The sequence below is a fragment of the Pelodictyon phaeoclathratiforme BU-1 genome (genome assembly GCF_000020645.1).
GTDB classification, from domain to species: Bacteria; Bacteroidota; Chlorobiia; order Chlorobiales; family Chlorobiaceae; genus Chlorobium; species Chlorobium phaeoclathratiforme.
In genome coordinates this window covers 480345-500491 of sequence record NC_011060.1, presented here as the reverse complement: position 1 = coordinate 500491, position 20147 = coordinate 480345, and the positions used below count along the sequence as shown (strand labels likewise).

Below are 20147 nucleotides of genomic sequence, written 5' to 3'. Positions count from 1 at the left end.
TTCATGAAACAAAACTACCCTCTTCATCTGACTCTCTTTTTCTTGACGCTCCTCACCACACTTTGGGCTGGAGCGTTCTGGGGTGGCCATCCGGTAAGCTTCAGCTCTTTGCCACTCTTTATCAGCTCACTCGGCACAGGTATTCCCTATTCACTTTCGCTGTTGCTCTTCCTGACCGTCCACGAGTTCGGCCACTTTTTTGCCGCAATGCGCCACCGGGTGCAGGCCACACTCCCCTATTATATCCCTATGCCGCCGCTCCCCTTTCTGCTCAGTCTGGGGACGATGGGTGCGGTGATCAAGGTGAAGGAGAGAATTCCGGGCACCAATTCCCTCTTTGATATCGGCATTGCAGGGCCGATTGGCGGCTTTGCCGTGAGCGTGGGGCTTCTGGTTTATGGTTTTCTGCACCTTCCGCCTGCCGACTTTATCTACAGCATCCATCCGGAATATCTGCAATCCGGGGGCCTGGAAGTGGCTGTTCCGTCGGGCACCCTTGTGCTGGGCAAAAATCTGCTCTGGATGGGGCTGGAGTATTTGATTGCTCCGAAAGAGCTGCCGCCGATGACGGAGATCTATCACTATCCCTTTCTTTTTGCGGGCTGGCTTGGCTCGCTGGTGACGGCGCTGAACCTGCTTCCAGTTGGTCAGCTTGATGGCGGGCACATCACCTATGCGATGTTTGGCAGAAGGGGACATGCTCTGGCTGCAAAGGCTTTTCTGCTCTTTATCATGCTTCTCGGCTTTCCCTCCTTTGTGGAGCTGCTGCTCTCATGGCTCATGCCGGAAGCGTTGGCGCTGATCCCGGCGGTGATGCTGCGCTGGTCGTGGTCGGGCTGGATTTTGTGGTCGTTCATTCTGTCGCGCTTCATCGGTCTGAACCATCCTCCAACAGTGCATGACCACTCCCTTTCGACGGGAAGAGTGGTCTACGGATGGGTTGCGATTGCAATTTTTGTTATAACGTTCACACCGGTACCGTTCGGGGTGACGTAATGGGGGGGATGATCAATTGCGGGGGGCGCATGCTGGATCTTTCTGGCGGGGCGGTTATTATGGGAATTCTGAATACGACGCCGGATTCTTTTTATGATGGAGGGGTGTTGCAGGCGGGCCCTGGCGGTGTTGACCTTGAGCGGGCGCTTGCGTGTGCGCTCGGTATGATCAGGGAGGGTGCTTCGATTATCGATATTGGCGGGGAGTCGTCGCGACCGGGGGCTGCGAAAATTTCGGAGCAGGAGGAGATTGCTCGTACGGCGCCGCTGATTGCCCTTCTGCGCCAGAGAAGCGATATCCTGATTTCAATAGATACCTACAAGGCAGGGGTTGCCGAAGCGGCATTGCAGGCGGGGGCGCATATGGTCAACGATATTTCAGGCTTCACCTTCGACGGCCAGCTTCCTGCTGTTTGCCGGAAGTACCGGGCTGGTGTGGTGTTGATGCATACGCCCGTTAAACCGGAGTCGATGCAGTGGAGCACCGTGACAAATTCAGGTGAAGTGGATATTGTGGAGAGGGTGAGGCTCTTTCTCGCCCGCTCCATAGCGGTGGCTGAAGAGCACGGGATTGAGGGGATCGTCATCGATCCGGGCTTTGGGTTCGGAAAAAGCGTTACGGAGAATTTCCGGCTGCTCGATCAGCTCGATGCACTGCTCTCCCTTGGCTACCCTGTTCTGGCTGGTCTATCAAGAAAATCCTTCCTCGGACATGCCATTTCCCCGCCGAACGGAGCAATCCCCCCGCCATCCGAAAGATTGGCCGCCACCATCGCAGCACAAACCATCGCATTGATGCGCGGGGCAAGCATTTTGCGCGTCCATGACGTCCAGGCCGCCACCCAATCCGCCGCCATCATCCACGCAATGCAATTCCCGTAGGGGCGGGGTCTCCCCGCCCTTACGCACGTTTGATGTGATGGAAAGAGATTGTGATTTTTGGAGGGAGGGATGCAATTGTGTGGGGGGCGGGGGAACCCCGCCCTTACGCGCGTTTGATGTGATGGGAAGGGATTGGGATTATTGGGGAGAGGGATGCAATTGTGTGGGGGGCGGGGTAACCCCGCCCTTACGCGCGTTTGATGTGATGGGAAGGGATTGTGTATTTTTGGGGAGAGGGATGCAATTGTTTGGGGGCGGGGGAACCCCGCCCTTACGCGTGTTTGGTTTGATGGGGGGGATTGTTATGGATCCATGATAACCCCCGCCCACGGACGTGGATTCATATACCATGCAATTTATCCATCCCCCATTTTAATGGATTATTCTGTATGTATTTGCAGATTCGATTCAAATCAGATTCATCACGAACAATGTGCTCATAATAATTACGTTGCCATATTCTTTGAATCCCGTGATGCCGGATTTCATTGATTTTTTTTGTTGACTGATATTTAAAATATCCAATGATTTGTCCAACCGTGGGCACCCGGTTTTTGTCCCATTGGCCATCATTAGACGAATGCAATGCTTCAGGGCAGAGGGAGACCACACGTTCGGTTTTGGGGCCAGAGCATATTTTGGCACCTGTTTCCGGGCTGTTGCCGTATGAGCCGGTGATTATTATTCCGTGAATATGGTTTGGCATAACGACAAATTCGTCGGTGGTTACGGCTAAAAAATGTACCGGTATCTGATGCCAGATATCCTGGACAATGCGCCCCGTATCATTCAATTTCATTTTTCCACCCACAATGTTACCGAACCTCATTTGGCGGTTTTGGGTGCAGATGGTAACAAAACATACGCATGCCTGGGAATAATCGTACCCTGGCAACCGAATTGAATGTCTGTGATGTATTTTTGGGTCGTACATCCGGAATATGATGAATTATTGAATTGAAAAATATACGTATTATTGGTGTCGAACGACGAATTATTTTGCGAAAATGGGGTGTTGGGGCGGAGGCCCCGGAATGCATTCACGTATCATCCGGGGTGTATATTTACCATTTCGTTGTGTATGAATACATGATGAAATCGGGTGATGTTGGGGGGGGGGGGTGAAGAGGGCGGGGAAACCCCGCCCCTACGGATTTTTTTACCCAATGTCGGGGCGCGTTGGATTTGATGCCGGTGCATGTCGCAATTGGATGCCGGTGCGGATTGTGGATGAAATGGGATTGGTTGGGGGTTTTTTGCGGGTTGAACAATCGATTTACCATCGATTCACCATCGCTTCCCGGAGAGGTGGGTGACGCAGAACTGTGGCCTTGCTTTGATGGCGAGGGCGGATGGGGATGGTTCATTTGAGCGCAATGGCAATGCAGAGACTGGAGATGCTGACAGGTGAGCGTGAAAATCTCCTGAAAAAATTTGAGAATAACACTCAATTCATTATTGTTACGCACAACAAAAAAACGATGGCCTCCTGCCAGGCGCTGTACGGGGTCACCATGAAGGAGAAAGGGGTATCACGGCTGATACCCGTACTACTTTAAAATATAAGGATTTGAAGGCTTCCGGAAAAGATGCTATGCTGAAGAAACTTGTGTTATTTGATATCGACGGAACATTGCTTTCGGTGAATAAAATCAATCGAAGCGTCCTTGTTGATGCCCTGACTGAGGTGTACGGGACTGCGGGCAGCGCCGGAACACACAATTTTGCGGGCAAGATGGACAGTACTATTTTTTACGAGGTGTTGCGGAACGCGGGCCTTTCTGAGGGTGACATTGCTGCGAAATTCGAACTGGCCAAGAAGACCTATATCGAAATGTTCCGTGCTCACGCCAAGCCATCAGACGTTCTGCTGATGGAGGGGATCCGCGAGCTTCTTGAGGAGCTTTCCGGCCACTCTGATGTGATGCTTGCTCTTTTAACCGGAAATTTCGAGGCATCGGGTCGGCACAAGCTTCTTCTTCCCGAAATAAACCACTACTTCCCCTTCGGCGCCTTTGCCGATGACGCTCCCTCTCGCAACGAGCTGCCTGCGATTGCTGTTGAAAAAGCATACCAGCTCAGCGGAATAAAATTTTTTAACCACGACATTATCATTATAGGCGATACAGAACACGATATCGCATGTGCCAGGGTACTGAACGCAAAGTCTATTGCCGTAGCAACCGGCACCTATTCAATGGAGGATCTGAAGCAACACCATCCGCATGTTTTGTATGAAAACCTTGGCAGGACGGCTGTTGTTCTCGATGAGATACTCCAATCCTCAATCAATTAATTGCTCTTTTATGAAGACCTACCGACGGCAAATACGTGAAAAGATTTTACAGGCGCTCTATACCATTGAAATCCGTGATACCGACATCGACTCGGCAGCAGGCTGGCTTTTAACCGAGGAGATTCTTGCTGACCCCAATGCCATGAAGTTTTTCAATATGCTGCTGAAAAACATCAAGGAGCACATGGAGGAGATTGACCGCTATATTGTAAAGCACACCTTTAACTGGGATATGAGCCGGATTGCCATTATTGACAAAAATATCATCCGGATGGCCCTGACGGAAATTCTCTACTGTGAAGATATTCCTCCCAAGGTTTCGATCAATGAGGCTATTGAAATCGCCAAAAAATTCAACAGTACCGACAAAAGCAGCAAATTTGTCAACGGTATACTTGATGCGATATTCAACGATCTGAAAAATGAGGGGAAGGTGCACAAAAATGGCCGGGGACTTATCGACCAGTCGGTGACCAAGCTTCAGAAAGTTGAGGGCGAGGGTGAAAACCCGGAAAGCGCAAGCTGAGGGGGCATGAAACAAACCCCTGAAGAAAAAATCGTTTTCCTCAATGAGCTGCTTGGGGCGGCATACCCGAACCCGAAAAGCGAACTGAACTACGAGAGCCCTTTTCAGTTGCTCATAGCGACCATCATGGCGGCCCAGGCTACCGACAGGCAGGTCAATGTTATTACGAGGGAGCTCTTCAGGTGTGCACCGGATGCCGAAACCATGAGCCGGATGGAGCTTGATGAGGTCAGAAGCCTTGTGCGCTCCATAAATTATTGCAACAACAAGGCTAAAAATATCCTTGCGGTAAGCAGGATTTTGGTTGAGCGCTGGCAGGGCGTGGTACCAGGTACGAGGGAGGGACTCGAAAGCCTGCCCGGTGTTGGCAGAAAAACAGCGAACGTTGTGCTGAGCAACGCTTTTGACCAGCCGGTCATGCCGGTCGATACACATGTGCACCGGGTTTCGAACCGGATCGGACTGGTTCATACCGAAAAGCCGGAAGAGACCGAAGCCGGGCTGATGACGATTATTCCCGAAGCATGGGTTATCCCCTTTCATCACTATCTGCTGCTGCATGGTCGTTACACCTGCAAGGCAAAAAAGCCAGACTGTGCACATTGTACCGTTTCGGGCATCTGCGACTATCCGGCAAAAAACTAACCAAGTTCTACTTTACGATCGACGGCGTAGATCCACTCGCCTTCCGGACGCTGACGATTGCCTGCCCATAATTCAAGCGTTATCCCTTTTCCTGAGGAGACGGGTGAGGTGAATATTTCGACCTGGTAGTAGAGTTCATCAAGCAGGTCATCCCAGACCTTGTCGAGGGTTACTTCCCCGTCGGCATAGGCCTCGCCAGGGATAAGGGAATCCGGCGCGTCGGGCTGAAAATAGTCGCTGATATAGACAAAGCTGTCGGGCATCAGAAAGCCGCCCGGGAAGGTACCTCTGGAGCGTTTTATTGCAGGAACTTCAACCCAGAATTCGAGCAGGGTATCGGAGGTGAGCTTGCCGTCAGTGGCGAGTTTCTCCAGAAGCTGCTGGACAGTCTGACGAATGAGCGTTTTGTTTTGGGCGGTAAGCTCATGCATCTTGAAGTCAGGGGTGTGGTCGCGCATGGTGGGTAAAAGAAATGTGGTTGATGTTTTTTTGTTATAAGGGGAATATAGGGAGTTTTTTGCAGTTATGTATCAGGTCCCATGGTCGGCGGGTTTTTACACATTGTGGCGGGTCTGAGGCCTCGGACTGAATTTGCGATGAATATGGCGTCGGCGGTGGCGAGGTCGTTGATGGTGATGATTTTTTCGGTTGCGGTGGGGCGGGTGGCGAGGATGTAATGGCGGAAAATGCCGTTGAGCAGGCCGCAGTGGAGTGGCGGGGTGCAGAGTTGCTGGCCTTTGCGGATAAAGATGGTGCTGATGGCGCCTTCGGTGATCTCGCCGCGTTCGTTGTGGAAGAGGATTTCGTCGTAGCCTTGCTGGCGGGCAAGGGTGAAGTAGTGGTCGTAAAGCTCCCTTTTGGTGGTTTTGTGCCGGAGCAGGGGGTTGGATGAATGGGTGGGCTCTGCGGCAATGCATAAACGGAGCGGTGTGGTGGAGCCTTGCACCGTTATGGGCTCGTAACTGGCGCTGCAGCTTCCCTCTCTTGTGAGGCTGAGGCGTACCTTGCAGCGTGCGGCACCCCGGCACTGTTCTTCGGTGCGGAGATGTTCCTGCTGCTGGCCGGGTTGCGGGTTGCTGTTCTGGCTGCCATGATGGCGCATCTCCTCTTCAAGCTGGTGAAGCAGGTGGGTGGCAGCGGCGGTGTCGCATGGAAAGCCGAGCGTGGCGGCTGATGCGGCAAGGCGCTGGAGGTGTTCGTCGAGCCAGAGATAGTTGCCGTTCCAGAGCAGGCTTTCAAAAAGCCCGAAGTGTTGCCCTGCTTCGCTGCCGGAAACCCCACCCGGAGGCTGATGATGGGCGTCCGTTTGACCGAAGTTACAGCCCAGAACAACGTCCTCTGCTGATGCAGGTGCAATGAGCTGAATGCGGTGCTCTTCAGGTTGCTGTGCTGCTCTATCGCTGCCTGGCGCAATGCCGGTCTCTGTTGCTGCAGCGCTGCGGCTCCTGCCGGGGTTGGTAAGGATCTTGGCCTTGAGCTGGCACTCGCGGTACTCATCCTGGGGATCGGAGTCCCATACGATGCCGCCTCCTGATCCGTAGGTGCCCTGTTTTCCGGATAGCTCGATGGTGCGGATTGCGACACTGAAAACCATCTCGCTGTCGGGGGTGATATAGCCGATGGTGCCGGTATAGATCCCTCTTGACGTTGGTTCAAGGCTCTGTATGAGCTTCATGGCGCTTATTTTGGGCGCACCGGTAATGGAGCCTGAGGGATAGAGGGCCCGGAAGAGTTCGCTGAGCTTGATTCCCTCCCGCAGCTCTCCCCGGATGGTTGAGAGCAGTTGGTGGAGTGTCGGCCATGTTTCGATGGTGAAGAGATCCCCTGCTTCGACTGTGCCGGGCTTGCATATCCGACCGAGGTCGTTACGGAGGAGATCGACGATCATGAGATTTTCGGCCCGGTTTTTCTGGCATCCGGCAAGCCCCTCCCTGAGGCGGTTGTCCTCTTCGATGGTGCGGCCTCTCGGTGCGGTTCCTTTCATCGGCATGGTTTCGATGAGTGAGCCGCGCCGCCTGAAAAAGAGTTCGGGAGAGCAGGAGAGGATGGTGCGCCCGCCGCTGTTGATACAGGCGGTGTAGGATGAGGGTTGCCGACCCCGCAGCGCGGCAAAGAGCGCCGTTGGCTCGCTGTTGCTGGTGAAGCGGTAGCGTCCGGTAAAGTTCACCTGATAGAGATTGCCTGCTGCTATCTGCTCTTTGATGCGTTCAATTTTTCTGCCGTATTCCTCTTCGGAGAGATTGAAGGAGAGGTCGGTGATGATGAGGTCGGAGCGAGGGCCCGGTTCGGCGAAAAGCTCCTGAACCTCTGCGGCTGAAAAGCGCTCCGGTTCCCGGTAGACTCCAAACCAGCCAAGGGGCGAGGGGGGAAGATGAGGGTCGTCGGGTGAGAGGCCGTGAAGAAGCCTCTCTTCAAAGGCGTAACCGGCCTCATAGGTGAGCCAGCCGGCAAGATGAAAACCTGCGGCGCTCTGTTCCTCGATCCTCCGGAAAAAAAGCTCGATATCGTTGAGTGTGGGAAGGGTCACCACCTCCAGCGGGTCAGAGAAGAGGAGCGCTCCGCCCTCCGGCTCGTTACAGAAGGCGGATTCGAGCCAGAGGGTGCCCTCGGTTGCAAGGGTGGCGGCGAGTCGTTCGAAAAGGCTCTCTCCCTTCACTTCAGAGTGCTTCAAGGATTATGCTTTTATTGAGGAGCTTCTCAAGCCACGGTTTCAGCAGATCGGCGGCCCATATCTCGATGTCGGGCTCAAAACGGGTTTTGAGGTGGAGGATAATGGTATTTGCGGTGACCTGGACGTTGATTTTCTGAACGTTCTGACGGTGACCGCGTTCGAGACCGTTGGCAAGGCGCAGGATGCCGGAGAGGAGATCAACCGCACGCTTGCTGGCGGAGGGAAGCATGCTGTATGCTGCATGGCGCTCCGTCGGGGGGGATTTGCGGTGATAGCGGGCCACATGGGCGATGATCTCGGTTTCAAGGGGCGAGAAGCCGCGAAGTTCCCCGTTGAGGATAATATACTGGCTGTGTTTGTGATGGGAGGAGATGGCAATGAATGCTCCAATGTTGTGCAGCAGCGATGCATACTCGAGCAGTTCACGGTACGACTCGTCAAGATGGTGCAGAAGGGCGAGCTTGTCGAAAAGCTGGAGGCTGAGACGGGCTACGTGCTCTGCGTGGTTGCGCGTCCAGCCGCAGCGGAAGGCAAGTTCATAAACGCTCTCCCGGCGAATATCGAGGTCATCGTCACTGCTCCGTTTTGTGCCTGACTGGAGGCGATGCTTCAGGTAGTGGAGCACCATTCCCTCCCGCAGGGCGGAATCGGAAATGACGATCTCGGTGAGGTTGAAAAGCCGGAAGATCATATCGACAAGGATGAGCCCTGGCACAATAAGATCAACTCTTTTTTCATCAAGACCGGTAATTTTTTTGCGTTCGGCGGCGCCAAGAGGGAGAATTGCCTGATAGAGCGCCTGAAACTCGGTGCGGGTAAAGGTGCTGTTGTTGAGCGATGTCTCACTCTGGCTCCCCTTCATCGACTGTATCATGCGGGCGATATTCTGCGCTGTTCCCGAGGAGGCGATTGCCCTGGTCACCTTCAGTTGTGAGGCCTTTTCAACAGCGGTGACCATCTCTGCCGTGAAGTACTGCTCCAGCATCTTGATATCATGAGAGGCGATCGGTTCGGAGGCTACAAAGCGTTCGCACATTCTGGCAACACCGATTTTACGACTTTCGAGCAGTTGGAGCCCTTTCTGGTTGACAAGAACAAATTCAACCGATCCGCCGCCAATATCGAAGAGCAGGTCGGAGCTGTTGCCTATTTTCACCGCATTGCGAACGCCGTAATAGATAAATTCAGCCTCCTCTTTGCCGGAGATAATCTTGATTTTGAGGCCGGTCTCCTCTTTGACCCGGCGGATAAAGTCGCCACTGTTTTTTGCCTCGCGGATGGCGCTGGTGGCGAAGGCAATAACATTTTCGGAGGCCACACCATGATGTGAGGCCAGAACAAGAAAATTTTTCAACGCCGCAATACCGGACTGCATGGCCTCTTCATCAAGCATTTTTGTAGAAATGCTGCCGCGACCGATGCAGATCATATCTTTGACCCGGTCTATCTCAACGATCCCCTTCTGCGGGCTCTCTTCGACAATAATCATATGGAAGGAGTTGGTGCCGAGATCAATGGCAGCGACCCTTAAGTTTTCATGCTTCATACCTGTAGTTCAAAATGCGATTTTGGAATGCACTGCAAGGTACACGTTTTGAAAGGGAAAAGGAAAAGGAAGCTGTTGGGCTGAACTTTTCTGGCTTATGGAGTTTTCGTTGTATATTCCAGCCTGTAAGCGGGTCGCTCCTGATACCGCTTCCCTGATGAACCTTTTTTATGCTTATGGAAGAGATTGACCGGCTGGAACTCCGTTATGAAGTAGCACGCAAGGCTATTCATCTCTCGTCGCTCTCTATCCCGGTTATTTACTGGTTTATCAGCCGCGATCTTGCTCTGTTGATTCTTGTGCCGCTTTTTTCCGGCTTTTTTCTGATTGACCTGCTGAAAAATTTTTTCACACCGGTTTCTGCCTGGTATCACCGGACGTTCGGAGCGATGCTCAGGGCGCATGAGCTCAAGCGGGCAAAGGGCCATCTGAACGGTGCGACCTATATCATGATGGCGGCTCTCCTTCTGGTGCTCTTTTTCCCGAAAGTTATTGCGGTTGCGGCCTTCAGCATGGTTGCTGTTTCGGATACGCTTGCGGCCATTATCGGCAAATCGTTCGGTAAACACCGGTTTGGACAGAAGAGCGTTGAGGGAAGCGTTGCCTTTTTTCTCTCGGCGCTCGTTGTTGTCTCCCTTGTGCCGGGGCTGCATCCCGTTATCGGTATCATCATGGCAATAACCGGAACGCTGACGGAGGCCTTCCTGGTGCGTATCGGAAAGTTCAAGGTTGACGATAACCTTTCAATTCCTCTTGCCAGCGCTTCGGTAGCCACGCTCTTTACCCTTCTCTCCATTTTCCGGTAGAATTTTTCCCTCAAGCCGCTATCATGCAGACCATCCTTACTGATTCACCTGAAGAGGCAGCCGCTATCCTGAACTCAGGTGGGGTTGTGGCATTTCCAACCGAGACGGTCTATGGCCTTGGCGCCGGTATCTGCCATCCGGAGGCAATCCTCCAGCTTTTTCGGGCAAAGGGACGTCCGTCGGATAACCCACTGATTGTTCACCTCGGCAGCATTGATCAACTCGATGAGGTGGCAGAGGCGCTTCATGCGGATGCACGAGCGCTGATTGAGCACTTTTTCCCCGGCCCCCTGACGCTGGTGCTGCAAAAAAAAAGCTCTGTTCCCTTCAGCGTTACAGCCGGTCTTGAAACTGTGGGGGTGCGCTGCCCGTCAAATCCGGTGGCTCAGGAGTTTCTGCGTCTCTGTGGCTGCCCGGTTGCCGCTCCTTCGGCAAATCGTTCGGGGCTGCCGAGCGCGACAAGCTGGGAGGCGGTGATGGAGGATCTTGAGGGGAGGATTGAGTGCGTGCTGCGGGGCAGGCCAAGTACGATCGGCCTTGAATCGACCATTGTGGAGTGTTCGGGGGCGAAGCCGCTGCTGCTCAGGGCCGGAGCGATCACACTGGAACAACTGCGGGAGGTAGTGCCAGAGATAACGGTCAATGCGGTCACGAACAAGCCGGAGGAGAGCCCGAAATGCCCCGGCCTGAAGTATCCCCATTATGCGCCGAAGGCCTCGATTATCCTCTGGAGTGGCGAGAAGAGCCCTGTTGCAGACTCCCCTTCATCAGCCTCTATCGGCCTCTCGGCGCCGCCGGAAGGGGTTACACTCTGCAAGGTGTGCTCCACTCTTGAGGAGTATGGCCGGGAGCTCTTCGGCTTTTTCCGGCTCTGCGACGCGGAAGGGATCGGCGTCATCTACTGCGAACTGCCCTCAAATGAGGGACTTGGCAGGGCGATCAGGGATCGGCTGCTGCGTGCTGCCGCTCTTGAGTGACCCCCCTGCCGACACTCCACTCAGAAGGTCAAAAAACAGCCAAGATGAAAGGAACCGGGTGCGCTGGTGGCCCGCTCGTCGTTGCCGCTGCTGTATACCTCCCGGTCACTGTACCAGCTTTTCTCGTATCGTGCGGCAAGCTTCATCTGTGGAAGCGCCTGCCATGCTGCCACAAGGAAGAGGGATTTACCGCGCCCGTCGTACATGCCGAGTGAGGAGGTGAGGGGAAGGTCGTCCTCATAGGCGTAGAGGGCTGCATCGAAATCTTCTGTGTTGAAAACGGTTATACGCCCTTTGAGGCTGAATTTACCGGCGCTGTATCCTGCCTGCTGGGAGAGAAGCCATCCATAAAAGCGCTGATCGCCAGCGAGGTACTCCTTGACCACTTTTTTCACCTCGCCTCGGCTTCGCAGGTGGAGGGCACGGGAGGGGGTGACATCGCAGTCGAGACGGCAGCGATTGGTTATCTGGGGAAGTGCTCTCCAGAGGGGGTGGCTTGATGTGCCCTGATTGGACTGCTCTTCGCGGTATTTGTGCTGGAATTGGAGGTTCCAGGTGAGCAGGGGCGACTGTTTCCAGGTGATGAAGAGCCTTGAATCGTTGCCATCTGAGGGGTAGGGGCAGTGATCGTCAAGCAGGGGAAAGGTGAAGCGGTCGTGGTAGGCCGCAAGTGCAAGGCTTTTGCTGACCCTGGCGTTGAGGCCGACATAGTATCCCTCTTCGTTTGAGGCTCCGCTGCCCCTTTCGGCAAAGGCCCCTGCAAAGGGAGAGTAGTAGCGGGCGCCATAGCGGCGGAGCGCGGCAACGGCGCTGAGCCCCTGGCGAATCTGATACTCCGTGCCTGCCGTCCATGATGCGTCATCCGGGCGAGTGGAAAAGGCCGCTTCGGCAAAGAGGCTTGCATGGCCAAGGGAGAGATCGGTTTCGAGGCTGTAGAGCGTTGCCGAAGAGTGTCTGCTTATGGCGGCAAAGGGGTCGAGTTCATCGAATGGCAGTGGATAGCGGTAGTTGAGCAGACTCCCCCCTGCCCTGCCGCTGAAGGAGCCCGACTGGTAATGGTAAAGCAGGTTTGCCCCGGAGATGGTTTCGGTGACGTTATCTTTTCTCGATATTTCGAGTTCGCTCCGGTGGTAGCCTGATGAGCTGAAACTGGTAATGACCCCCTCGTCGCTGATGAGGGCGTCACGATGGTTGGAGGAGTAAAAGAGGGTCACTTCAAAGGGTGCAAGCTTCAGGGTTGTTGCTGCTCCCTGGAGAAAGCCATATTCCGAGCTGGAGGTGTAGGGAAGAAGCTGGCGTGATGGAAGCCGGATGCTGCCGGTGGGGTCGGAGCCTTTGGAAAAATAGCGTCCCTGGCCGATGAGCAGCCCCTGGGCAAGGTTTACCCTGTAGTTGCCGAGCAGGCCCTGTTTCATGATGCCGATATCGCTGGCGCTGATGCTGAGTGAGGTGAAGTCGGCCACGTCGGGCTCGCCGATATCCTTTTCCTGCAGGAGGGTCGCCTTGAGGTGAGGGGCTGCAACCTGCAGACGGTGATAGAGCTTGTAGTTCTCTCCGGCGTAGTTCCCGTTCAGAATGCCTTTCCGGGCTGTGGTTTCCCAAAAGAGGCGGCTGTAGAGCGTGCCCTCTATGGCATCGGTTTTGGCTGGAAGACGGGAGGAGGGCTCTTTTGTCAAACGGATATAGGGGGCGATGAGGGCTGTTTTTTCTTTGCCGATAAGGGTTTCGAGTTGCTGCAGGGTGAGAATGGGCCCCTGGTTGCGACGATGGATGAGAATGGTTTCGACGTCGGCGGTCGTGAGCCAGGGCAGTTGACGCAGGTCGGCGGCGTCGGCCTCATTGAGCAGAATCCTCTCTTTTTTCAACTGCTCGACAAGGTCAAGCAACTGCTCGATATTGATCTCTGATTCTGCATTGCTGAGGAGATCCTCGATGTCGCTGCTGTCGGCACAGCGTGCCGGGGAAGAGGCAATGAGAAGGAGGAGGAGAAAAACAAACGTCATGAGTTCCCTGCCGGCATGACGTTTGCAGAAGGAGTGTTGCTGCTTCATAACCATAGTGGTTTTGCTTGGTTGACAAAACCGGCAGATGGCTTATGGGCTTTCGGTTAATTTGTAGAGTGCCTGAACCTCATTGCGGCTCAGGTATCGCCATTCGCCTCGCCGTAGTTCTCCGGCCAGCAGGCCTGCATAGGCAACCCGCTCAAGCCGCTTTACTTCAAAACCGAGGGTTTCAAACATTCTTCTGACCTGGTGGTTCTTTCCTTCATGAATGCTTACCAGTACCTGCATGCCATCTTCCAGTATTTTTGCGCGGCAGGGACTGACCTTTTCCCCGGTATCTTTCAAACGCATCCCTCCTGTCAGTTGCGGCAGAAGATTTGGCGTGAATTTTTCAGAAAGCTCAGCAATATACTCTTTTTTCACATTTGATGAAGGGTGCATCAATTTATGGGCCAGTGTTCCATCATTGGTCAGCAGGATGACGCCGGTTGTTTTCCGGTCGAGGCGACCAACGGGAAAGACCCGCTCTTCGACATCAATAAAATCGAGTACCATCTCCCGATTTTTTTCGTCGCTGTTGGTGGTGATGACGTTTCTGGGTTTGTTGAAGAGAATGTAGACCTTGCGGTGCTCAGGCTGGGCAAATTTTTCACCGTCTACAATGACCTCGTCACGAGTGGGGCTTACCTTGATGCCTGGTGTGGTAATGACGGTGCCGTTGACCATAACCCTGCCATCGAGCACGAGCTGGTCGGCAGCCCTGCGTGAGGCTATGCCACACGAGGCGAGATATCGGTTAATTCTGACTTCATCATCTTTATTACTCTTTTTCATAGTGATCTCTATCGTTATCGCTGTCGTTTCCTGCCTGTTCGCGGCCCTCGTTCAGGCGCCAGGCTCCCTGCTATTTTTTTCGGGCTGTCGAGAAATTGTGATCGAGGCTGATCTCCTCTTCAAAGTTGTACCAAAGCTCCTGACAGGGAAAATTGCATTCGTAGAGGGCTTTGCCAATAATGACGGAATCAACGCCGAAGGGTTGGAGTTCATTGAGCCGATGCAGGTCTTCGGCATTGGTAACTCCACCGGAGGCGGTAATTTTCATCCCTGCCCTTTCGGCGAAGCGTCTGGTGCTTTCGTAACCAAAGCCCTGCATCATGCCGTCGCGGGAGATGTCGGTGTAGATGATGCGCTCGATGCCCATCTCTTTCATCTGCAACGCCAGATCGTAGTCCTGAATCATGCTGCTTTCGGTCCACCCTTTGATTTTCGGGATTCCGTTCTCTGCATCGATGCCGACAACAATCTGTGAGGAGGTGTAGGTGTGCAGCAGCTCTTCGACCAGCTTTGGATTGGTTACGGCTGCCGAGCCGATGACCACGCGACCGACACCGATGTCGAGGTAGCGCTTGACTGCATCGGCGGAGCGGATACCACCGCCGACCTGGACGGGAATGTCGAGATTGGTGACGATCTCCCTGATTTTTTCAAAATTGACCATTTCGCCGGTAAGGGCGGCATCGAGGTCAACGATATGGAGCATTTTGGCGTTCTGCTTGCGCCAGATGATGGCCATGTCGTTGGGGTTGTCGAGGTATATTTTTTTCTGGCTGAAGTCGCCACGGGTCAGTCGTACACACTTCCCCTCTTTGATGTCTATGGCTGGAATAATCAACATAAGTGAATAACTGGAAAGCGGTGTTAGCAGCCGGCAAAGTTTTTCAGCACCTGCAAACCGGCGTCGGAGCTCTTTTCCGGATGAAATTGAACTGCGAAAATACCATTTTTTTCAATGGCTGAACAAAAGTTTTTTCCTGCGAACCATGTTGTTGCTGCAACATCATCGGTGCAGAGGGGATCACAGTAGTAGGAGTGTACAAAGTAGAAGAAGGAGTGATCCTCTATTCCCCGGAAGAGGGTACTCTCTTTCTGCTGATCGACCGAGTTCCACCCGATCTGGGGAATTTTGTCGGTTTCGCTCCGGAAACGCAGCACGCGCCCTGGAATGAGATCGAGCCCTTTGTGAGCGCCCATCTCTTCGCTGTCGGTAAGGAGCAACTGCATCCCGAGGCAGATTCCAAGGAGCTGGCCCCCTTTATCGACATGTTCGAGAAGCGCTCCGGTAAAGCCCGATGCGTTGAGTGACTCAGTGGCAGAGCCGAAAGCTCCGACTCCGGGAAGAATCACTTTTTTGTAACCGGCAAGTTTGGCTGGATCACTGCTGACGATAGCTTTGACTCCGATATAGTCAAATGCCTTGAGAACAGAACGAAGATTCCCTGCGCCATAATCGGCAATAAAAACCATGTGTGACAATAACGTTTAATGATTGCAGGATGGAGTGCTATTTTTCAGGAGTCTCTTTTATTTTAATTATCAAATGCTTATTATGATGACTTTTTCGTCTTGCCGAAAAAGAGTCCGAAAGCCTCCATTATCATACGAAATCGAAGAGCCAATGTATAAAATTGTTTCTGCAATATTTTTAGCTGAAAATATCAAAAAAATTGAGATCGAAGCTCCCCGTATTGCAAAAAAAAGAAAAGCCGGACAATTTGTGATGATCAGGGTGGGCGAGAGCAGTGAACGGATTCCGTTGACCATTGCTGATTCTGATCCTGAAAAAGGGACGATCTCCCTTATTGTCCAGGGAATGGGTAAATCGACCAGAGAGCTGAACTGCAAGGCTGAAGGTGATTCCATCCACGATATTGTGGGCCCGCTTGGAACACCATCGCATATCGAGAAATTTGGCACGGCGGTCAGTATCGGTGGTGGTGTTGGCACTGCAATTGCCTATCCAACGGCTGTTGCCCTGAAGGAGGCTGGAAATTATGTTATTACCATCAATGGCGCCCGTTCAAAGGAGCTGGTGATTCTTGAGCCTGAGATGCGGGCGGTGAGTGACGAGGCCTATATCACGACGGATGATGGTTCGTATGGCTTTCATGGCTTTGTCACCCAGAAGCTGCAGGAGCTTCTTGACTCGGGAAAAACTATCGATTATGTGCTTGCTATCGGGCCGATTCCGATGATGAGAGCTGTGGCTGAGGTGACCCGTCCTTACGGGATCAAGACGGTCGTGAGCCTGAATCCGATTATGGTTGATGGTACCGGTATGTGCGGTGGCTGCAGGGTTACGGTGGATAACCAGACCAAGTTCGCCTGTGTTGACGGGCCTGAATTTGACGCGCATCTGGTTGATTTTAAAAATCTTTCTGACCGGAACAAGATGTACCTGCCGGAGGAGCGGAAATCGGCTGATTTGTTTGCTCACAAGTGCAACCTCAATACCCTGAAATAGCTATCCATTTACGGGGTAGCCCGACCTCGCTACTCTTGCTCTCCATATCTTTTCAGGTATGGTTTTTTTGCATTAAGCCTCTTTTATTTTAAAACGAATTACTATGGACGCACAACATATCACGACCAAAGAACGCCTTGCCATACCGCGTCAACAGATGCCGTCTCAGGATCCGGTGATACGGAGTCACAACTTTCAGGAGGTCAATCTTGGCTATACGATTGAGCAGGCTCAGCGGGAGGCTCAGCGTTGTATTCAGTGTAAGGATCCGGTCTGCATCAAGGGGTGCCCGGTCAACATCAAGATTGATCAGTTCATAAAGCTTATTGCTGATGGCAATTTTCTGGGTGCGGCCCGAAAAATCAAGGAGGATAATGTTTTGCCTGCGATCTGTGGCAGAGTCTGCCCGCAGGAGGATCAGTGCGAGAAAACATGCGTGCTCGCCAAAAAATATACTCCCGTTGCTATCGGCAACCTCGAACGTTTCGCGGCTGATTATGAGCGTGAAAACGGGAGCGTGGAGTTGCCGACGGTACAACCGGCAACCGGAAAAAAAGTTGCGGTTATCGGCAGCGGACCGGCTGGCTTGAGCTGTGCCAACGATCTGGTGCAGTTGGGCCATGCGGTGACGGTTTTTGAGGCGTTGCATGAGCTGGGCGGCGTCCTGATGTATGGCATTCCGGAATTCCGCCTTCCCAAAGAGATTGTGCAGGCTGAAATTGAGGGTATGAAAAAACTGGGAGTGGTTTTTATCACCAATTCGGTTGCTGGCCGTTCGGTCACCATTGATGAGCTGCTTGAAGAGGAGGGATTTGATGCGATTTTTATTGGGGTGGGAGCCGGTTTGCCCTGGTTTATGGGTATCCCCGGAGAAAATCTGCTCGGGGTCTATTCCGCCAATGAGTTTTTGACGAGGGTCAACCTGATGAAGTCTTATCAGTTCCCTGACAATGATACTCCGGTGTTTAACTGCACGGGGAAAAATGTCGCGGTCTTCGGTGGGGGCAACACGGCGATGGATGCGGTTCGCACGGCAAAAAGGCTCGGCGCGGAGCACGCTTATATCGTTTACCGCCGTTCTGAGGCTGAGATGCCTGCACGGCTTGAGGAGGTGCATCATGCAAAGGAGGAGGGGATTGAATTCCTTATGCTCATGAACCCTCTGGAGTTTGTTGGCAATGAGGAGCAGTGGCTTACGGGCGCAAAGTGCCTCCGCATGGAGCTGGGCGAACCGGACGATTCCGGACGACGACGCCCTGTGCCGATCAAGGGCTCAGAGTTCATCCTCCCTGTTGATATGGCGATTATTTCGATCGGTAATGGTTCAAATCCGCTCATCCAGCAGACAACGCCGGATATTGAGGTCAGCAAGCGGGATACGATTGTTGTGGATATCAATACCATGGCAACCTCGAAAGAGAGTGTCTATGCCGGTGGCGATATTGTTACCGGTGGCGCTACGGTTATTCTTGCCATGGGTGCAGGAAGAACTGCTGCTGCGGCAATTCATGAGAAATTGATGGCTGCCGGCGAGTAGGGGCTGGTGAAGGAATGGGATAATGGGGGCGGGATGACCCCGCGCCTACGGGATGGATACGGATTTGCGTGGGAGGAGAAGAGGGCGGGATGACCCCGCGCCTACGGGATGGATACGGATTTGCGTGGGAGGAGAAGAGGGCGGGATGACCCCGCCCTTACGTAAATGGAGATGTGATTATGCATATGGCGGATGCGCTTCTTTCGCCGGTTGTCGGGGGGGGATTCTGGATTGTGAGCGGAGCGCTGATCGGTTATTCGGCGAAAAAAATCACCGAAGAGCGTGATAACAGTAAAACAGCGCTCATGGGTGTGCTCGGCGCTTTTGTTTTTGCTGCGCAGATGATCAATTTCACGCTTCCTGGCACTGGTTCCAGCGGTCACCTGGGCGGCGGGCTTCTCCTTGCTGTCCTGCTCGGCCCATACCGGGCATTTATCACCCTTGCCTCGGTACTCATTATCCAGTGCCTTTTTTTTGCTGACGGGGGGCTGCTTGCGCTTGGCTGCAATGTGTTCAACCTTGCCTTTTTTCCCTCATTTATTGCTTTTCCTTTTCTGTATCGGGTTATTGCCGGAAATGCTCCAACTCCGGGGAAACTTGCTGTCGGCAGCTTGACGGCTGCAACTGCGGCTCTCCTGATGGGTGCATTGTCGGTTGTTCTGGAGACACTCTTTTCTGGTATAACCGAGTTACCCTTCGGCACCTTTGTTCTTTTCATGCTGCCAGTCCATCTTGCCATCGGGGTTGTTGAGGGTCTGGTTACCTGGGGCGTGCTTGCTTTTGTTGCCCGAACAGAACCGGGACTGCTTGTTCCGGCAAAAGCGGCTGTTCATCCCCGTTTTACCTTTGCACTCTTTGCCATTCTGGCTCTTTTCGTCGGAGGGGTGGGGTCGTGGTTTGCCTCTTCGCAACCTGACGGCCTGGAGTGGTCGATTGCGAAGGTATCGGGCTCCAAAGAGTTCAGCCCGGCAGGCGGAGCTGTGCATGAGGCGCTTGAAGCTTTTCAGCAGAAGGTTGCCTTTCTTCCCGATTATGGCTTCAAATCTGCCCCGGAATTCCTTGCAAACCCGGAGTCACCGGTCGATGCGGGTAGCAGTTTGTCGGGTATTGTGGGCAGCCTTTCGGTTCTTGCTGCTGCCGGAACCGTCGGTCTTTTGCTGGGCAGAAAACAGAAGGGAGAAAAACAGCGGTGATGTACGCCCGCTTACCATCTGCAGCCTCTCTTCCTGAAGGGCGTGGAGCGCCACCCCGGCCACTCCCCTTCCTTGGAAGTGACCGATCGGCTCTTCTGGTAACGGTTCTCTTTCTCTTCTCTCTGCTTTCGATTCCGAAATTCAACATGGCGGAAGTGCTTGCTTTCGGAGCCTTTCCGCTGTTTCTGATGAGCGCGGCACAGGCAGATGTAAAACTGATTGTGAAACGATTGTTGCTGATCTCTCCTTTTGTGCTCTTCATGGCTGCCGGGAACTTGTTGCTCGACCGGAACCCTGTTTTGCTGATTTCGGGATTACGTATCAGTGGAGGGATGATTTCCGGGACGGTTATTGTTGCAAAAACCATCATCTCTGTGGCTGCCCTGCTTTCGGTTACCCAGAGCATTCCGTTTTACCGAATCTGCCGCGCCCTTGAGGCGCTTCATCTTCCTGATGTACTGGTAACGCAGTTGCTGTTGCTCGACCGCTACCGCTCTGTTTTGCAGGAGGAGGCTCAATCGATTCAAAAGGCAAGGGATATCCGCTCGTTCGGCAGAAAGGGAAAAGGGCTCTTCCGTACTGCTCCGCTCATTGGCTCCTTGCTGTTAAGGACGATAACCCGTGCAGAAAGGATCTACCGCAGCATGAGCGCCAGGGGGTTTCAGGGACGACTGGTAAACCGCCCTGCTGAAAAGATAAGCCGCAGTGACTGGAGAACGATCGGACTCTGGGCTCTGCTTTTCCTTGCTCTTCGCCTGATCTTTTAATT

The 20147-nt window shown here is 53.4% G+C and carries 20 protein-coding genes; 12 read left to right on the top strand and 8 right to left on the bottom strand.

Annotated features, from left to right (window positions below; genetic code table 11):
* Nucleotides 1-3 precede the first annotated feature (3 nt).
* Together PPHA_RS02560 and folP are read left to right on the top strand one after the other, a co-directional pair.
* The gene (locus tag PPHA_RS02560) at nucleotides 4-996 is read left to right on the top strand and encodes a site-2 protease family protein (RefSeq protein WP_012507331.1); all 993 of its coding nucleotides are present in this window, start codon (nucleotides 4-6) and stop codon (nucleotides 994-996) included.
* A 29-nt stretch (nucleotides 997-1025) separates the two neighbouring features.
* Nucleotides 1026-1877, top strand: coding sequence for a dihydropteroate synthase (folP, locus tag PPHA_RS02555; protein ID WP_223293960.1), 852 nt, complete (start codon nucleotides 1026-1028; stop codon nucleotides 1875-1877).
* Between the two features lie 340 nt (nucleotides 1878-2217).
* On the opposite strand, the gene PPHA_RS02550 is transcribed toward folP, so the two are convergent.
* Nucleotides 2218-2676 carry a transposase gene (locus PPHA_RS02550; RefSeq protein WP_223293959.1) on the bottom strand — a complete coding sequence of 153 codons (459 nt, stop codon included), beginning with the start codon at nucleotides 2674-2676 and terminating at the stop codon, nucleotides 2218-2220.
* A gap of 568 nt (nucleotides 2677-3244) precedes the next feature.
* Between PPHA_RS02550 and PPHA_RS02545 the strand changes: the two genes are divergently transcribed.
* From PPHA_RS02545 to nth, 4 genes are read left to right on the top strand one after another with little or no spacing between them, the layout of a single operon-like run.
* Entirely contained in the window at nucleotides 3245-3436 is a 192-nt protein-coding gene (locus tag PPHA_RS02545; RefSeq protein ID WP_190274012.1) for a hypothetical protein, read from the top strand.
* A gap of 35 nt (nucleotides 3437-3471) precedes the next feature.
* Nucleotides 3472-4173 carry an HAD family hydrolase gene (locus PPHA_RS02540; RefSeq protein ID WP_012507327.1) on the top strand — a complete coding sequence of 234 codons (702 nt, stop codon included), beginning with the start codon at nucleotides 3472-3474 and terminating at the stop codon, nucleotides 4171-4173.
* A gap of 10 nt (nucleotides 4174-4183) precedes the next feature.
* Nucleotides 4184-4699: a transcription antitermination factor NusB gene (gene nusB, locus PPHA_RS02535; protein WP_012507326.1), complete on the top strand. Its 516-nt coding sequence runs from the start codon at nucleotides 4184-4186 to the stop codon at nucleotides 4697-4699.
* A 6-nt stretch (nucleotides 4700-4705) separates the two neighbouring features.
* Nucleotides 4706-5344: an endonuclease III gene (gene nth / locus PPHA_RS02530; protein WP_012507325.1), complete on the top strand. Its 639-nt coding sequence runs from the start codon at nucleotides 4706-4708 to the stop codon at nucleotides 5342-5344.
* Here the strand turns inward: nth and PPHA_RS02525 are convergent.
* The 3 genes from PPHA_RS02525 to PPHA_RS02515 all read right to left on the bottom strand — a co-directional run bounded on the left by PPHA_RS02525 (nucleotide 5341) and on the right by PPHA_RS02515 (nucleotide 9561).
* Complete coding sequence (locus PPHA_RS02525) at nucleotides 5341-5802, bottom strand: hypothetical protein (protein ID WP_012507324.1); 462 nt, start codon at nucleotides 5800-5802, stop codon at nucleotides 5341-5343. The two genes, nth and PPHA_RS02525, sit on opposite strands and share 4 nt — an antisense overlap.
* A 65-nt stretch (nucleotides 5803-5867) precedes the next feature.
* On the bottom strand, nucleotides 5868-8015 hold the full coding sequence (gene pabB / locus PPHA_RS16140; RefSeq protein WP_223293958.1) for an aminodeoxychorismate synthase component I: 2148 nt from the start codon (nucleotides 8013-8015) through the stop codon (nucleotides 5868-5870).
* Nucleotides 8002-9561, bottom strand: coding sequence for a Ppx/GppA phosphatase family protein (locus tag PPHA_RS02515; RefSeq protein ID WP_012507322.1), 1560 nt, complete (start codon nucleotides 9559-9561; stop codon nucleotides 8002-8004). Before PPHA_RS02515 ends, pabB begins: the two co-directional genes overlap by 14 nt.
* A gap of 170 nt (nucleotides 9562-9731) precedes the next feature.
* Here PPHA_RS02515 and PPHA_RS02510 point away from each other — a divergent pair, with 170 nt between their 5' ends.
* Nucleotides 9732-10367: a diacylglycerol/polyprenol kinase family protein gene (locus PPHA_RS02510; RefSeq protein ID WP_012507321.1), complete on the top strand. Its 636-nt coding sequence runs from the start codon at nucleotides 9732-9734 to the stop codon at nucleotides 10365-10367.
* Between the two features lie 23 nt (nucleotides 10368-10390).
* Nucleotides 10391-11344 (top strand): L-threonylcarbamoyladenylate synthase, encoded by a 954-nt coding sequence (locus PPHA_RS02505; protein WP_012507320.1) that lies wholly within the window; start codon nucleotides 10391-10393, stop codon nucleotides 11342-11344.
* Nucleotides 11345-11364: 20 nt separating this feature from the next.
* Here PPHA_RS02505 and PPHA_RS02500 read toward each other — a convergent pair whose 3' ends face one another.
* The 4 genes from PPHA_RS02500 to hisH form a co-directional block, all read right to left on the bottom strand.
* The gene (locus PPHA_RS02500; protein ID WP_223293957.1) at nucleotides 11365-13395 is read right to left on the bottom strand and encodes a helix-hairpin-helix domain-containing protein; all 2031 of its coding nucleotides are present in this window, start codon (nucleotides 13393-13395) and stop codon (nucleotides 11365-11367) included.
* A gap of 42 nt (nucleotides 13396-13437) precedes the next feature.
* A complete protein-coding gene (locus tag PPHA_RS02495) occupies nucleotides 13438-14181 on the bottom strand; it encodes a pseudouridine synthase (protein WP_012507318.1) in 744 nt (247 codons plus the stop codon).
* Nucleotides 14182-14251: 70 nt separating this feature from the next.
* Nucleotides 14252-15022, bottom strand: coding sequence for a 1-(5-phosphoribosyl)-5-[(5-phosphoribosylamino)methylideneamino]imidazole-4-carboxamide isomerase (gene hisA / locus PPHA_RS02490; RefSeq protein ID WP_012507317.1), 771 nt, complete (start codon nucleotides 15020-15022; stop codon nucleotides 14252-14254).
* Nucleotides 15023-15045: 23 nt separating this feature from the next.
* Nucleotides 15046-15651: an imidazole glycerol phosphate synthase subunit HisH gene (gene hisH, locus PPHA_RS02485; RefSeq protein WP_012507316.1), complete on the bottom strand. Its 606-nt coding sequence runs from the start codon at nucleotides 15649-15651 to the stop codon at nucleotides 15046-15048.
* A gap of 151 nt (nucleotides 15652-15802) precedes the next feature.
* Between hisH and PPHA_RS02480 the strand changes: the two genes are divergently transcribed.
* The 4 genes from PPHA_RS02480 to PPHA_RS02465 all read left to right on the top strand — a co-directional run bounded on the left by PPHA_RS02480 (nucleotide 15803) and on the right by PPHA_RS02465 (nucleotide 20145).
* Nucleotides 15803-16648: a sulfide/dihydroorotate dehydrogenase-like FAD/NAD-binding protein gene (locus PPHA_RS02480; RefSeq protein ID WP_012507315.1), complete on the top strand. Its 846-nt coding sequence runs from the start codon at nucleotides 15803-15805 to the stop codon at nucleotides 16646-16648.
* 103 nt (nucleotides 16649-16751) lie between these two features.
* Nucleotides 16752-18185 carry an NADPH-dependent glutamate synthase gene (gltA, locus tag PPHA_RS02475; RefSeq protein WP_012507314.1) on the top strand — a complete coding sequence of 478 codons (1434 nt, stop codon included), beginning with the start codon at nucleotides 16752-16754 and terminating at the stop codon, nucleotides 18183-18185.
* A gap of 179 nt (nucleotides 18186-18364) precedes the next feature.
* Nucleotides 18365-19378 (top strand): energy-coupling factor ABC transporter permease, encoded by a 1014-nt coding sequence (locus PPHA_RS02470; protein WP_012507313.1) that lies wholly within the window; start codon nucleotides 18365-18367, stop codon nucleotides 19376-19378.
* Complete coding sequence (locus PPHA_RS02465; RefSeq protein WP_012507312.1) at nucleotides 19378-20145, top strand: energy-coupling factor transporter transmembrane component T; 768 nt, start codon at nucleotides 19378-19380, stop codon at nucleotides 20143-20145. Before PPHA_RS02470 ends, PPHA_RS02465 begins: the two co-directional genes overlap by 1 nt.
* Nucleotides 20146-20147 lie beyond the last annotated feature (2 nt).

Coding starts and splice junctions, on each gene's coding strand:
- PPHA_RS02515 (WP_012507322.1), bottom strand. CDS start 9,561: ATGAAGCATGAAAACTTAAGGGTCGCTGCCATTGATCTCGGCACCAAC.
- hisH (WP_012507316.1), bottom strand. CDS start 15,651: ATGGTTTTTATTGCCGATTATGGCGCAGGGAATCTTCGTTCTGTTCTC.
- nusB (WP_012507326.1), top strand. CDS start 4,184: ATGAAGACCTACCGACGGCAAATACGTGAAAAGATTTTACAGGCGCTC.
- PPHA_RS02505 (WP_012507320.1), top strand. CDS start 10,391: ATGCAGACCATCCTTACTGATTCACCTGAAGAGGCAGCCGCTATCCTG.
- PPHA_RS02495 (WP_012507318.1), bottom strand. CDS start 14,181: ATGAAAAAGAGTAATAAAGATGATGAAGTCAGAATTAACCGATATCTC.
- folP (WP_223293960.1), top strand. CDS start 1,026: ATGCTGGATCTTTCTGGCGGGGCGGTTATTATGGGAATTCTGAATACG.
- PPHA_RS02560 (WP_012507331.1), top strand. CDS start 4: ATGAAACAAAACTACCCTCTTCATCTGACTCTCTTTTTCTTGACGCTC.
- hisA (WP_012507317.1), bottom strand. CDS start 15,022: ATGTTGATTATTCCAGCCATAGACATCAAAGAGGGGAAGTGTGTACGA.
- PPHA_RS02550 (WP_223293959.1), bottom strand. CDS start 2,676: ATGAAATTGAATGATACGGGGCGCATTGTCCAGGATATCTGGCATCAG.
- PPHA_RS02525 (WP_012507324.1), bottom strand. CDS start 5,802: ATGCGCGACCACACCCCTGACTTCAAGATGCATGAGCTTACCGCCCAA.
- PPHA_RS02470 (WP_012507313.1), top strand. CDS start 18,365: ATGCATATGGCGGATGCGCTTCTTTCGCCGGTTGTCGGGGGGGGATTC.
- PPHA_RS02465 (WP_012507312.1), top strand. CDS start 19,378: ATGTACGCCCGCTTACCATCTGCAGCCTCTCTTCCTGAAGGGCGTGGA.
- PPHA_RS02480 (WP_012507315.1), top strand. CDS start 15,803: ATGTATAAAATTGTTTCTGCAATATTTTTAGCTGAAAATATCAAAAAA.
- nth (WP_012507325.1), top strand. CDS start 4,706: ATGAAACAAACCCCTGAAGAAAAAATCGTTTTCCTCAATGAGCTGCTT.
- PPHA_RS02540 (WP_012507327.1), top strand. CDS start 3,472: ATGCTGAAGAAACTTGTGTTATTTGATATCGACGGAACATTGCTTTCG.
- PPHA_RS02500 (WP_223293957.1), bottom strand. CDS start 13,395: ATGAAGCAGCAACACTCCTTCTGCAAACGTCATGCCGGCAGGGAACTC.
- gltA (WP_012507314.1), top strand. CDS start 16,752: ATGGACGCACAACATATCACGACCAAAGAACGCCTTGCCATACCGCGT.
- PPHA_RS02510 (WP_012507321.1), top strand. CDS start 9,732: ATGCTTATGGAAGAGATTGACCGGCTGGAACTCCGTTATGAAGTAGCA.